A 12447-nucleotide genomic window follows, 5' to 3' on the forward strand; every position below is an offset into this window, starting at 1 on the left:
AATTGCTGTCCAGAAATGTTGCTGCCGATCGCCGGATCAGTTCACCCGCCCGATGCAGAAATCGATCACTTCGTTCAATGCCGCCTTCCAGGGCGAGGCAGGCAGCGCTGCAAGCGCATCGCGGGCGATGGTGCCGTAGTGGTTTGCCCGGGCGATGGTGTCGGCGAGCGAGCCGTATTTGGTGATCAGGCCCATGGCGCGTTCGAGGCTGGCATCGCCATTGTCGCCGTTTTCGATCGCCTCGCGCCAGAAATGGCGCTCCTCTGCCGTGCCCCGGCGCCAGGCGAGAATGACTGGCAGCGTGATCTTGCCCTCGCGGAAATCGTCGCCGGTATTCTTGCCGAGATCGGCGGCCTTGCCGCCGTAATCGAGCGCATCATCGACCAGCTGGAAGGCGAGGCCGAGATTCATGCCGAAGGATTTCAGTGCCGCCCGATTAGCACGACTGGTGCCTGAGATGATCGGGCCGACTTCGGAGGCGGCGGCGAAGAGGGCCGCGGTCTTCGCACGGATAACCTCGAGATAGTCGTCCTCGGTGGTCTCCATGTTCTTGGCGACGGAGAGCTGCAGCACTTCGCCTTCGGCGATCACGGTGGCGGCGGTCGCGAGCACGTCGAGCGCTTCGAGCGAACCGACCTCGACCATCATCTTGAAGGCCTGGCCGAGCAGGAAATCGCCGACCAGCACGCTCGCCTGGTTGCCCCAGAGGATTCGCGCCGTCTTGCGGCCGCGGCGCATGTCGCTTTCATCCACGACATCATCATGCAGCAGGGTGGCGGTGTGCATGAATTCGACGGATGCCGCGAGCTTGACATGGCCCTCGCCCTGATAGCCGAACATATTGGCGGACGCGATCGTCAGCATCGGCCGCAGGCGCTTTCCGCCCGAGGAAATCAGGTGGTTGGCGACCTCCGGGATCATCTGGACATCGGAGCCCGCCTTGGAGAGAATCAACTGGTTGACGCGCTCCATGTCGGCCCGGGTCAGGTCGACCAAAGGCTTGATCGATGCCTGTTTGTTTTTGCTTTCTTCAAGCGGTATGACTACGCCCAAGGGTCCGGCTCCTGTTCATGCTTTGGGGCGGACAATAAAAACCGGCGGCGCTTGCAGCAAGAGGCGAATTGTCCCGCCAAGTCAAAAAAGGGTGAAATGTGATTGAAATCATGCGCAGCAACGATCCCGTGGCGCTTTCTTTCGCACAAAGCCTGATGAAGGACGCCGGAATCTACGCCATGATCGCCGATCAGGGCATGAGCGTGCTCGAAGGTTCGCTCGGTATTTTGCAGCGCCGGCTGCTGGTCGATTCCGACCGCGAGGATGAAGCCCGCCGGATAATCAGGGATGCCGGGCTCGGTGCGGAGCTGAAATAATTGGACGACGCCTCCCATAGCGAAACCGTCGATGCCTTTCATTTCGGCGAATTCCATGTTGTGCAGCCGAAAGGCCGGGGGCACAGATCGGGCATGGATGCCATGCTGCTGGCATCGATGGTCGCAGGCAATGGCCCGATGACGGTCGCCGATCTGGGCGCCGGTGCAGGTGCCGCCGGTATGGCGGTCGCGTCGAGAATCGAAGGTGCCGAGGTGACACTTGTGGAACGTTCGCCCGACATGGCTTTATATGCGCGCAAGAGCATGGCGCATCCGCTGAACCTGCGCATTGCCCCCCGCCTCTCGCTCATCGAAGCCGATGTGACGCTGAAGGGCAAGGCGCGGGTGGAGGCCGGCCTTGGCGACGATGTCTTTGACCATGTGATCATGAACCCGCCGTTCAACGATCCCGGCGACAGGCGCGCGCCTGATGGACTGAAGGCCGAGGCGCACGCGATGGATGGCGACCTGTTCGAGGACTGGATTCGAACGGCCGGCGCGATCATGAAGCCCGGCGGGCAGCTGTCGCTCATCGCGCGGCCGGAATCGGTCAGTGCTGTCATCGCCGCCTGCGGCAAGCGGTTCGGCGGCGTCGAGATCACATTCATCCATCCGCGCGAAGGCGAGAGTGCCATCCGGCTGCTGGCAAGCGCGATCAAGGGCTCCCGTGCGCGGCTGGTGGTGCGGGCGCCGCTCTTCATGCACCCCGAGGGCTCGCACCGGTTCCTGGCCGATATCGACGACCTGAACAACGGGCGGGCGGCCTACAAAAGGCTCGGCCGGAACCGCAAACCCGCCTGACCATTGTGTTTTCGGCAAACGCCATTACATGTCGATCCACGATCATCAATTTGGACACGAAATGCTCCGCGCCCTGAAACGCCTGATACCCAAGAAATTCCGCAAACAGAAGACGGTCATCCCGCTGGTGCGGTTGCAGGGCGTGATCCAGGCAGGAGGCAGCCAGTTCCGGCCGGCGCTCAACATCGCCAATGTCGAGGACCTGCTGGAGAAAGCCTTCGACATGAAGAAGGCGCCGGCAGTGGCGATTTCGATCAATTCACCGGGCGGTTCGCCTGTGCAGTCGCGCGCGATCTTCAACCGCATCCGCGATCTCGCCGCCGAGAAGGAGAAGAAGGTCCTGGTCTTCGTCGAGGATGTCGCGGCATCAGGCGGCTACCTGATCGCGCTTGCGGGCGACGAGATCATCGCCGACCCGACCTCGATCGTCGGTTCGATCGGCGTGATCTCCGGCGGCTTCGGCTTTCCCGAACTTCTCAAGAAGATCGGCATCGAGCGGCGCGTCTATACGTCGGGCGAGAACAAATCGGTGCTCGACCCGTTCCAGCCCGAAAAGCAGAGCGATATCGACCATCTCAAGAGCCTGCAGCATGACGTGCACCAGGTTTTCATCGGCATGGTCAAGGCGCGGCGCGGGGCCAAGCTGTCCGACAATCCAGACCTTTTCAGCGGCCTGTTTTGGTCAGGCGAGAAAGGCCTGGAGCTTGGACTCGTCGATGGTATTGGTGATATGATGGTGGAATTGAAGAAGCGCTACGGCGACAAGGTCGAGATCGAGAAGATCGAGGTCTCGCGCGGCTTCCTCGGCCGGTTCATTTCGAGCGAAAAGAGCGGCATGGGCATCGGCGCTGGGCTGGCGAGCGGGCTGGTGGAAACCGCCGAAGAGCGGGCATGGTGGAGCCGCTACGGACTTTGAGGCGACATTGACAGGGTTCATTCCGGGGAGGAAGCCATGGGCTTCACAAAACTGATTTTCGTCGCGCTGGTGCTGATCGCCGGCTGGTTCGTCTACCGCAAGTTCATCGCCGACGCGCAAAGGCTGGTCAAGAAGGCCGAGGTCAAGCGCAAGGAACAGGCGAGCGGTGCGCTGGGCACGCTGGTGAAGGATCCGGTGACGGGGGAATACAGGGTGAAGCGGGAAGAGGAGGAGTGACGGCAAGCCGTCGCACTAAGTTCTTGACCCTCTACCCTCCGCCATGGCACTCAGCGGCCACCCAATCCCACGCCATGGTAGCCCGACATGTCCGCTGTTCCTGATCACATGAACCCGAAGCGCTCGTTCCAGGCGCTGATCCTGACGCTGCATAATTATTGGGCAGACAAGGGTTGCGCGGTGCTGCAGCCCTACGACATGGAAGTCGGCGCCGGTACGTTCCATCCGGCGACGACGCTGCGGGCGCTGGGTCCCAAGCCCTGGAAGGCTGCTTACGTGCAGCCGTCGCGCCGCCCCTCGGACGGACGCTATGGCGAGAATCCCAACCGGCTGCAGCACTATTACCAGTACCAGGTGATCCTGAAGCCCAATCCGTCGAACCTGCAGGAACTGTATCTCGGTTCGCTCGAAGCGATCGGGCTAGATCCGCTACTGCACGATATCCGCTTCGTCGAGGACGACTGGGAAAGCCCGACGCTGGGCGCCTGGGGCCTGGGCTGGGAATGCTGGTGCGACGGCATGGAAGTCAGCCAGTTCACCTATTTCCAGCAGGTCTGCGGCATCGAGTGCTCGCCGGTTTCGGGCGAACTGACCTACGGTCTCGAGCGGCTCGCCATGTATGTGCAGGGCGTCGACAATGTCTACGACCTGAACTTCAACGGCCGCGAAGGCGACGAGAAGATCAGCTACGGCGACGTCTTCCTGCAGGCCGAGCAGGAATATTCGCGGCACAATTTTGAATTCGCCAATACCGAGATGCTGCACCGGCATTTCATCGATGCCGAGAAGGAGTGCGTGGCGCTTCTACAGGCAGGCGCGCCGGGCGACAATGCCAACCTGATGCTGCACAAATGCGTGTTCCCGGCCTATGACCAGTGCATCAAGGCGAGCCATGTATTCAACTTGCTCGACGCGCGCGGGGTGATCTCGGTGACCGAGCGGCAGAGCTATATCCTGCGGGTGCGGACGTTGGCCAAGGCCTGCGGCGAGGCGTTTTTGCTGACCGATGCGGGTGGGCTGGGTTGGAACAAGGCGGCCTAAGCCTCAAACCACATCCGTGTGAGAATAGCCGAATTCCCAAACAACCTTGCGAGTCGGGAAGCTGCCGGTGGGGTTCTGGCCGGCGTAAATCTGCAGGAAGCGGCGGGTGCCGGCGGGCTGCGGGGGTTCCATGGCAACGGCGTAATCGAAGAATACCACCGCGAAGGCCAGGATGTTGATGAGGGTTGCGGTGGTCTTCATGGCGGTCTCTCGAAGCACGAGTGGCTGGTTGATCTTGAAGACGATATTGCCACGCAGAACCCGACAGCACAGTTTCCCAGGTGACTCGCAAACTGATGCGCAAATCAGCGGCGAAGCACTTGATCAGGATAGGCTTTTCGGGATTCCGAGGTATCGCAACTTCTGCCTGGCAAGTTCTGCCTAGCAACATCTTGGGACTCGCCCGGCGCCAGCCACATTTGACAAAGGCCAAGTCATTTTTCCTCAATGACATCAGGGGGCTGAAACGTTACTCTCGCACCAAACAATCGCGGGGGAGAATTCCAGCATGTCTACCGTCATCGGCGCCATCATCGGCGTGGCAGTCCTTTGGGCCATCCTGCTCTATAACGGCCTGGTCAAGGCGCGGCAGATGGCCGAGGAGGCGTGGTCGGGCATCGATGTCCAGCTCAAGCGCCGCGCCGACCTGATCCCCAACCTGATCGAGACCGTGAAGGGCTATGCGGCGCATGAGAAAACCACGCTCGAAGAGGTGGTGGAGCTGCGCAACAAGGCACAGGCGGTGCCTGCCGGCGATGTCGCCACGCGCGGGATTGCCGAGAACATGCTGAGCCAGGCGCTCGGCCGGGTGATGGCGATCGCGGAAGCCTATCCCGACCTCAAGGCCAACGAGAATTTTCTCGAACTCCAGAAGTCGCTCGACGGCATCGAAGGCGAGATCCAGATGGCGCGGCGCTATTACAACGGCTCGGTGCGCGACCTGAATGTGAAAGTCGAGAGCTTTCCCTCGAACCTGCTGGCGGGTCCGTTCGGCTTTGCCAAGAAGACCTTTTTCGAGATTGCCAACGAGGCCGATCGCGCCTTGCCGCAGGTCAAGTTCTGAGGGTGTCATGGGAGAAGAATACCCCCCTCTGTCACATCGTGACATCTCCCCATCAAGGGGGGAGATTGGAGACTCGTTGCAACGCCCGCGCCTGCCAATACCGTTGAACAGGAAGCAAGGCCGCGCCTCCATCCAATCTCCCCCCTTGAGGGGGAGATGTCCGGCAGGACAGAGGGGGGTATCGAGCAGCATAACGCTTCTACTGTTCGCGCTGATTTCGCTTTTCCTTGCGGCAATCGCCCTGCCCGCCCGCGCCGATGAAGTGATCGAATCTTTCCATGCGGCGATCGATCTTTCGCGCTCGGGCCGAATGACCGTGACCGAGACGATCCGCGTCCGCGCCGAGGGCTACAAGATCAAGCGCGGCATCTTTCGCGATTTTCCGCTCACCTTCATGGGCGAGGACAACGAGCTGCACCGCGTCGATTTTTCGATCGTCAGTATCGAGCGCAACGGCACCGAAGACGAATACAAGACCGAGTCGATCGACGGCGGCACGCGCATCTATATCGGCAAGGATGACGTGTTCCTGCCGCGCGGCGAATATATCTATTCGATCACCTACGAGACCGGCCGGCAGATACGCTATCGCAAGGATTTCGACGAGCTGTTCTGGAATGTCACCGGCAATGACTGGGATTTTCCGATCCGCGAAGCCTCGGCGACGATCGTGCTGCCCGAGGGCGTGAAGGCGGACGCCACGACCTTCTTCACCGGCCCGCTCGGTGCGACGGACAAGAACGCCCGCGTTCTGGAGGAAGGCAATGAGGTGTTCTTCGCGACCACGATTCCGCTCAATCTTCACGAGGGCCTGACCGTCGGCGTGAAGCTTGCCAAGGGTGCGATCGATCCTCCCTCGTCAAACGATGAGACGTGGTGGTGGATCAAGGACCGGTCGAATTCGATCCTGGCCGGCATCGCACTCGCGATCGTGCTTCTCTATTTTCTCTGGCACTGGGTCCGCGTCGGGCGCGATCCGTCGCGGGGGGTGATCGTGCCGCGCTGGGATGCGCCGATGGGGCTGTCGCCGGCGCTGGTCAACTACGTCGCCAATCGCGGCTTTTCCAACGGTGGCTGGACTGCGTTCTCGGCATCCGCGATCAATCTCGCGGTCAAGGGCCATATCGTGCTCGAGGACGTGAAGGAAAAGCTTGCCATGAAGCTTACTGACAAGATACCGGACAAGCCGCTGCCCTCGGGCGAGGACGTGATCTACGGTACGGTCGCCGGCGCGCGCACCCTCAAGATCGACAAGTCGAATGGCCGGACCTTGCAGACGATGGGAGACAAGTTCCGCATCTCGATCGACAAGGAACATACCGGCAAATATTACCGCTATAATTTGGGCATCATCGTCTGGGGCATCATCCTGACTGTTGTCGCCTATCTCACGGTGGTGTTTTTCGGCACGTTCGACGACGATATGTTGGGCCTGCTCGTGGTGCCGGCTTTCATCTTCGTCTTCGTCGCGATCTTCTCGGCGGTACTGATGGCCATCATCAAGGCGGCGCCCGTGATGGTGATGAAGATCATTGCCGGCTTCTTCCTGGCGATGTTCTGGTTGGCCTTCACGCTGATCATCGTCGTCAGCGCCATGTCACTGATCCAGATCGCGAAATCGCCGGATGACATCATCGCGCTCGCCTGCTGCGGCGGCATGATCCTCGCGGCCGTTGTTTTCGTGACCTTCATGGGTGCCGCCACGCCGCTCGGCCGCCAGCTGATGGATGGCATCGAGGGGCTCAGGCTTTACCTCACCGTGGCGGAAAAGGACCGGATGAACCTCGCCGGCGCGCCCGAAATGTCGCCGCAGCATTTCGAGAGGATGCTACCCTATGCCGTGGCGCTCGGCGTCGAGAAGCCGTGGGCCGAGCATTTCCAGACCTGGCTCGATGCGGCCGGCGTCAACCAGAACTACGATTACAAGCCGGGCTGGTATGCAGGCCGCGAATTCGACCACAAGCAGTTCGGCAACCGCATGTCGAGCTTCTCCAATTCGCTGTCGAGCGAGATTTCCTCGTCGCTGCCGCCGCCGCCCAAGAGTTCGTCATCGGGCTTTTCGTCGTCTTCGAGCAGCAGTGGCGGAGGTGGGTCATCCGGCGGTGGCGGAGGTGGCGGTGGCGGCGGGGGCTGGTAGGGCTCCCTCTTCTCCCCTTGGGGAGAAGGTGGCGCGCAGCGCCGGATGAGGGGTTCTCATCCAGTCGCCGGCGCTTCGCGCAACCCCTCATCTGCCTGCCGGCATCTTGTCCCCCAGGGGAGAAGCGGGAGCAAGTAGCCTCGCGCTGTGAAGCCGATTGGCCGTAGCAGCAAGGCAAGTGTCAGGCTCAATTCCCAGATGACATTCCCGGCAGAACTTGCTAGTTCCGCCGCAGTCAACATTCTGTTGAATTGCCATTGAGAAACTGAATATCCATGCCCGATCTTCTCATCGAACTCCGCTCCGAGGAAATTCCCGCACGCATGCAGCGCAAGGCTGCGGGCGACCTGAAGAAGCTGTTGACCGATGCGCTGGTCGAGGCGGGCCTGACCTATGAGGGTGCGCGCGAATACTGGACGCCGCGCCGGCTGACACTCGATATCCGCGGCCTGACCGCCCATTCCGCAGACTTGCGCGAGGAGAAGAAAGGGCCGAGCACCACGGCACCGCAACAGGCGATCGACGGCTTTCTGCGCGGCGCGGGGCTGGCCTCCATCGACCAGGCCGAAACGCGCACCGACCCGAAGAAGGGCGATTTTTACGTTGCAATCATCACCAAGCCCGGCCGCAGCGCCGAGGAGATCGTCGCCGATGTGATGCCCGGCATCATCCGCAATTTCCCCTGGCCAAAGAGCATGCGTTCGGGCACCGCTTCGGCGAAGCCGGGGGCGCTCCGCTGGGTGCGGCCGCTGCAATCGATCGTCTGCATGTGGGGTACCGAGCACGACGAGACCACGGTCATCCCCTTCGAGGTCGATGGCATCGTGGCCTCCAATATCACCTATGGCCACCGCTTCCATGCGCCGGGTGCAATCACCGTGCGGCGCTTTTCGGATTATGTTTCGAGTCTCGAAAAGGCGAAGGTCGTGCTGGATGCCGAGCGCCGCAAGGAGATCATCCTGTCGGATGCGAAGAACATCGCCTTCGCGTCGGGCCTCGATCTGGTCGAGGACGAGGCGCTGCTCGAAGAGGTCTCGGGGCTGGTGGAATATCCGCATGTGCTGATGGGTACGTTCGAGGAGGATTACCTCAAGATTCCCGCCGAGATCATCCGGCTGACGATCAAGACCAACCAGAAGTGCTTCGTGACCCGCAAACAGGGCACCGACGAACTCTCCAACCGTTTCATCCTGATCTCGAATATCGAAGCGAAGGACGACGGCAAGGAAATCGTGCACGGCAATGGCAAGGTGGTGCGGGCACGGCTTTCGGATGCGGCGCACTTCTACAAGCGCGACCAGGCGGATATGCCGGATCTGCACGAGCTTGCTGCGTCGGCGGCGAAGTTCGGGCTCGATCTGAAGAAGCCGCTCGACCAGCGGATGGCGAAGCTCGACCATTTGAATGTGACGTTTCATGCGAAGCTGGGGACGCAGGGTGAGCGGGTCACGCGCATTCGGGCGCTGGCCGCCGAACTTGCCAAGGTGACCGGTGCCGATCCGATCAAGGTTGATCGCGCTGCCGTGCTGGCCAAGGCCGATCTGCGTACCGAAGCAGTGGGCGAATTCCCTGAGTTGCAGGGATTGATGGGCCGGCGCTATGCACTTCTGCAGGGTGAAGACGCCTCTGTTGCCGCAGCAATCGAAGAGCACTGGAAACCGAATGGCCCGTCCGATCGCGTGCCCACCGATGCCGTTTCGGTGACGATTGCCTTGGCCGACAAGCTGGATACGCTGGTTGGGTTCTGGGCAATTGACGAGAAGCCGACGGGTTCGAAGGATCCTTATGCGCTGCGGCGTGCGGCGCTGGGTGTGATTAGCGTTATCTTAGAAAACAAGCTGGATCTGGATGTGAACTGGTTTGCGTATCGACACGCAAATAGCTTTGCCAACTGCGATCCAGTGATGGTCGCTTCTGACTTGTCGACTTTTTTTGGAGAGCGCCTAAAAGTACAGCTCAAAGAAACCGGCATTCGCCCAGATATTGTTGATGCCGTGCTCAACATGGGTACGCAAAGAGAAGTTCCGATGCCTGGTATGGAAGCCACCAAGCGCATCCTATCCATTACCCGCCGCGCCGAAGCGCTGGCGAAATTCATCGACACCGAGGACGGCAAGAACCTGCTGGCGGGCACCAAGCGCGCCACGCAATTGCTCGCCGCCGAGGAGAAGAAGGGCACCAGGATCGCCGACCGGATCGATCTGCAGCTGCTGACGCTGCCGGCCGAGAAGAGCCTGCATGCGGCAATCGTCAATGCCTCGCAGGATGCGGCCAGCGCCGTGGCCCGCGAGGATTTCGGCGCGGCGATGGAGGCGCTTTCCAGACTGCGTGGCCCGGTCGATACGTTCTTCAACGACGTGCTGGTGAACGACGAGAACGCCGATATCCGGGCCAATCGCCTGGCGCTGCTCTCCGCCATCCGTGCCGCGACGGCCACGGTTGCCGACTTCTCGAAGATTTCGGGATAGGCGGCGGCCACCAAGGGGCGTGGTGCGGAGGCCCGCTCCGCAATAGCTTCTTGGGCCGATCAACTTTATTTGACTTCTGCGCCGTGAATGCGACGAAATCGACCCCATATTGTGTGGCGACGGATTTCAACTTGCAGCGGGCGGTATTCAATGGCTTTGACCAGGACGATCAGAAAAACCGTCAAGGCGCGCATCCAGGCCGATGACGGCTTCCGCTACGCGCTGTTCTCGCATGCCGTGGAAGTGATGCTGGCGGACGACATGGCCACCGCCAAGAGCGTGCTCAAGGACTATATCGACGCCACGATCGGCTTCGACGACCTCGCCACCGAATCCGGCCTGACGGTGCGCCATCTCAAGCGCATGTTCCAGCCATCGGGCAATCCGCGCGCGGCTGAGATGTTCAGGGTCATTGGCATATTGCAACGCCACCAGGGGATACAGCTGGAGGTCAGCACGGCGGCGTGAGGGCTACCGCCCTTCGCTGATTACCCATGCCGGTATCAACTCCGACCTCAACTTCCGCACTGATGACGCCTTGGCCAGCGCCGTCAGCCCCATGCCAGGCTTGGCCAGTGCGGCGGCCTGGCGCTTCGGCATCAGGAAGCCGAGTTCGAGCACGCCCTTGCGCCGCCAACGCTTGAGGAACGGCCGGGGAAAGCTGCGGGAGGGGGAGAAGCGGGCGGGCACCTTGGCGAGCGAGGCATATTCCAGCACCTCCTCGATCCAGCCGGCCTGTGGCCGGGCGCCCGGTTCGAGCAGCATCAGCCATTCGCCGCGCACTGAACCCAGCACATCATGCAGATCCCATTTGTCGATGAAGCGGCAGCCGGCGGCATCGGCTACGCGCGCGGAGCCATCGCGCGAACCGTGGTCCAGCACGATCACATCACTCACCAGGCCATCGACCGCGCCGGAGACGAGAACGGCCAGCGTATAGGCAAGTTCGGGCTCGTTATCCCGGCATTCGATTAAAACAGTCAGCATTGCTTACCCATAATTGAAGCCTCGGAAAATTGCGAGTCGGTAATTTTGTTCTTGCAATGTTCTCATTTTCGCGATAGGAAAATAATCATCGAGAGGCGGAGATTCGCCTCCCCGGAGAAGCCAATGATCAACATGTCGCTCGCGCGGCAGGCTGCATTCGCGCCTGCCAATACGGCAGATATTGCCGATAGCCTGCTGAAGGAATCCGGTCTCAGGATCGAGATCGACCGCCGTCGCGGCCGTGGCGCCGGGCTCAATCCGTCGGGCCGGTTCGAGCCGCAGGAACGCGAGGTGCTCGACGACGGCTGGCAGACGTTCGAGACGCTTGCGCCGTTCAAGACCGAAGTGCAGGTTGAGAAGCCGCGTGCCATCATCACCCGCAACGACAGCCCGGACATCCCTTTCGACCGCTCGATCAATCCCTATCGCGGCTGTGAACACGGCTGCATCTACTGCTTCGCACGACCGACGCATGCCTATATGGGCCTGTCGCCGGGGCTCGATTTCGAATCCAAGCTGTTTGCCAAGCCGGATGCGGCGAAACTGCTGGAACGAGAGCTTTCCAAGCCCGGCTACAAGCCGAGGACCATCGCGATCGGCACCAATACCGATCCCTACCAGCCGATCGAGAAGGAATGGCGGATCATGCGCCAGATCCTCGAAGTGCTGGCGGCAGCCAATCATCCGGTGGCGATCGTGACGAAGTCGGCGCTGATCACGCGGGATATCGATATCCTCGCCAAGATGGCGGAAAAGGGTCTGGCTAGGGCAGCGCTTTCGGTCACCACCATGGACCGGAAGCTGGCGCGGCTGATGGAGCCGCGGGCATCGACGCCGACCAAGCGGCTCGAGGCGATCAAGGCGATGAGCGAGGCGGGCATTCCGACCGCCGTGATGGCATCGCCGATGATCCCCGCGCTCAACGACCACGAGCTCGAGCGCATCCTCGATGCGGGCGCCGCCGCAGGCGCGAAGGAGGCGAGCTATGTGCTGCTTCGGCTGCCGCTGGAAGTGAGTCCGCTGTTTCGCGATTGGCTGCTGCGCCACTATCCGGACCGTTATCGTCACGTGATGAGCCTGATCCGCTCGATGCGCGGCGGCAAGGATTACGATGCCGAGTTCGGCAAGCGGATGAAGGGGACGGGTCCCTATGCCTGGCAGATCAGCCGCCGCTTCGAGCTCGCCGCCAAGAAATACGGCCTGACGCGGCGCACGATCGGGCTCAACAGCGATCTCTTCGTACCGCCTGATGGACATGGCGTGCAGCTCTCGCTGCTCTGAGTTTCTTATTGACGCTTTCCAGCCGGGACCTGGCATCCCCGCCCGCTCGGGTTCCGGCTGGGAATACATGATGGGAGCGCGCCGCCAGCGCTCCTGTCATGCTGAGCATGTTGAAACGACATGCTCGTGGTCCCGATGCGCCGCCC

Annotated in this window: 13 protein-coding genes; 10 read left to right on the forward strand and 3 right to left on the reverse strand. The window is 61.3% G+C overall.

Annotation, left to right across the window (positions count from 1 at the left end; all coding sequences use genetic code 11):
- Nucleotides 1-36: 36 nt before the first annotated feature.
- A complete protein-coding gene (locus ACSQ26_RS16525) occupies nucleotides 37-1053 on the reverse strand; it encodes a polyprenyl synthetase family protein (protein WP_436010657.1) in 1017 nt (338 codons plus the stop codon).
- A 110-nt stretch (nucleotides 1054-1163) separates the two neighbouring features.
- On the opposite strand from ACSQ26_RS16525, the gene ACSQ26_RS16530 reads away from it, so the two are divergent.
- The 5 genes from ACSQ26_RS16530 (at nucleotide 1164) to ACSQ26_RS16550 (ending at nucleotide 4365) form a co-directional block, all read left to right on the forward strand.
- Nucleotides 1164-1370 carry a putative signal transducing protein gene (locus ACSQ26_RS16530; protein ID WP_374989961.1) on the forward strand — a complete coding sequence of 69 codons (207 nt, stop codon included), beginning with the start codon at nucleotides 1164-1166 and terminating at the stop codon, nucleotides 1368-1370.
- Nucleotides 1371-2171 (forward strand): tRNA1(Val) (adenine(37)-N6)-methyltransferase, encoded by an 801-nt coding sequence (locus ACSQ26_RS16535; RefSeq protein WP_436010659.1) that lies wholly within the window; start codon nucleotides 1371-1373, stop codon nucleotides 2169-2171.
- A gap of 61 nt (nucleotides 2172-2232) precedes the next feature.
- On the forward strand, nucleotides 2233-3087 hold the full coding sequence (locus ACSQ26_RS16540; protein WP_436010661.1) for a S49 family peptidase: 855 nt from the start codon (nucleotides 2233-2235) through the stop codon (nucleotides 3085-3087).
- Nucleotides 3088-3123: 36 nt separating this feature from the next.
- Nucleotides 3124-3324, forward strand: coding sequence for a hypothetical protein (locus tag ACSQ26_RS16545; protein WP_436010663.1), 201 nt, complete (start codon nucleotides 3124-3126; stop codon nucleotides 3322-3324).
- Between the two features lie 87 nt (nucleotides 3325-3411).
- Nucleotides 3412-4365, forward strand: a complete 954-nt coding sequence (locus ACSQ26_RS16550; RefSeq protein WP_436010665.1) for a glycine--tRNA ligase subunit alpha — start codon at nucleotides 3412-3414, stop codon at nucleotides 4363-4365.
- Nucleotides 4366-4368: 3 nt separating this feature from the next.
- Here the strand turns inward: ACSQ26_RS16550 and ACSQ26_RS16555 are convergent, their stop codons facing one another.
- Entirely contained in the window at nucleotides 4369-4566 is a 198-nt protein-coding gene (locus ACSQ26_RS16555; protein WP_436010667.1) for a hypothetical protein, read from the reverse strand.
- 307 nt (nucleotides 4567-4873) lie between these two features.
- On the opposite strand from ACSQ26_RS16555, the gene ACSQ26_RS16560 reads away from it, so the two are divergent.
- From ACSQ26_RS16560 to ACSQ26_RS16575, 4 genes are all read left to right on the forward strand, one after another.
- Nucleotides 4874-5428 carry a LemA family protein gene (locus ACSQ26_RS16560; protein WP_436010669.1) on the forward strand — a complete coding sequence of 185 codons (555 nt, stop codon included), beginning with the start codon at nucleotides 4874-4876 and terminating at the stop codon, nucleotides 5426-5428.
- A 190-nt stretch (nucleotides 5429-5618) separates the two neighbouring features.
- Entirely contained in the window at nucleotides 5619-7565 is a 1947-nt protein-coding gene (locus tag ACSQ26_RS16565) for a DUF2207 domain-containing protein (RefSeq protein WP_436015308.1), read from the forward strand.
- Between the two features lie 275 nt (nucleotides 7566-7840).
- On the forward strand, nucleotides 7841-10033 hold the full coding sequence (glyS, locus tag ACSQ26_RS16570) for a glycine--tRNA ligase subunit beta (RefSeq protein ID WP_436010671.1): 2193 nt from the start codon (nucleotides 7841-7843) through the stop codon (nucleotides 10031-10033).
- Nucleotides 10034-10183: 150 nt separating this feature from the next.
- Entirely contained in the window at nucleotides 10184-10501 is a 318-nt protein-coding gene (locus ACSQ26_RS16575; protein WP_436010673.1) for a transcriptional regulator, read from the forward strand.
- Between the two features lie 3 nt (nucleotides 10502-10504).
- Here ACSQ26_RS16575 and ACSQ26_RS16580 read toward each other — a convergent pair whose 3' ends face one another.
- The gene (locus ACSQ26_RS16580; protein WP_436010675.1) at nucleotides 10505-11020 is read right to left on the reverse strand and encodes a glycosyl transferase; all 516 of its coding nucleotides are present in this window, start codon (nucleotides 11018-11020) and stop codon (nucleotides 10505-10507) included.
- A 123-nt stretch (nucleotides 11021-11143) separates the two neighbouring features.
- Here ACSQ26_RS16580 and ACSQ26_RS16585 point away from each other — a divergent pair, with 123 nt between their 5' ends.
- Nucleotides 11144-12301, forward strand: coding sequence for a PA0069 family radical SAM protein (locus ACSQ26_RS16585; protein WP_436010677.1), 1158 nt, complete (start codon nucleotides 11144-11146; stop codon nucleotides 12299-12301).
- Nucleotides 12302-12447: the final 146 nt, after the last annotated feature.

It is taken from the genome of Rhizobium sp. LjRoot254 (assembly GCF_964254105.1).
Classification (GTDB): Bacteria; Pseudomonadota; Alphaproteobacteria; order Rhizobiales; family Rhizobiaceae; genus Rhizobium_E.

Excerpts from the sequence above, each read along its gene's own strand:
- ACSQ26_RS16560 (WP_436010669.1), top strand. The coding sequence starts at position 4,874 with ATGTCTACCGTCATCGGCGCCATCATCGGCGTGGCAGTCCTTTGGGCC.
- ACSQ26_RS16580 (WP_436010675.1), bottom strand. The coding sequence starts at position 11,020 with ATGCTGACTGTTTTAATCGAATGCCGGGATAACGAGCCCGAACTTGCC.
- glyS (WP_436010671.1), top strand. The coding sequence starts at position 7,841 with ATGCCCGATCTTCTCATCGAACTCCGCTCCGAGGAAATTCCCGCACGC.
- ACSQ26_RS16575 (WP_436010673.1), top strand. The coding sequence starts at position 10,184 with ATGGCTTTGACCAGGACGATCAGAAAAACCGTCAAGGCGCGCATCCAG.
- ACSQ26_RS16545 (WP_436010663.1), top strand. The coding sequence starts at position 3,124 with ATGGGCTTCACAAAACTGATTTTCGTCGCGCTGGTGCTGATCGCCGGC.
- ACSQ26_RS16555 (WP_436010667.1), bottom strand. The coding sequence starts at position 4,566 with ATGAAGACCACCGCAACCCTCATCAACATCCTGGCCTTCGCGGTGGTA.
- ACSQ26_RS16530 (WP_374989961.1), top strand. The coding sequence starts at position 1,164 with ATGCGCAGCAACGATCCCGTGGCGCTTTCTTTCGCACAAAGCCTGATG.
- ACSQ26_RS16540 (WP_436010661.1), top strand. The coding sequence starts at position 2,233 with ATGCTCCGCGCCCTGAAACGCCTGATACCCAAGAAATTCCGCAAACAG.
- ACSQ26_RS16585 (WP_436010677.1), top strand. The coding sequence starts at position 11,144 with ATGATCAACATGTCGCTCGCGCGGCAGGCTGCATTCGCGCCTGCCAAT.
- ACSQ26_RS16550 (WP_436010665.1), top strand. The coding sequence starts at position 3,412 with ATGTCCGCTGTTCCTGATCACATGAACCCGAAGCGCTCGTTCCAGGCG.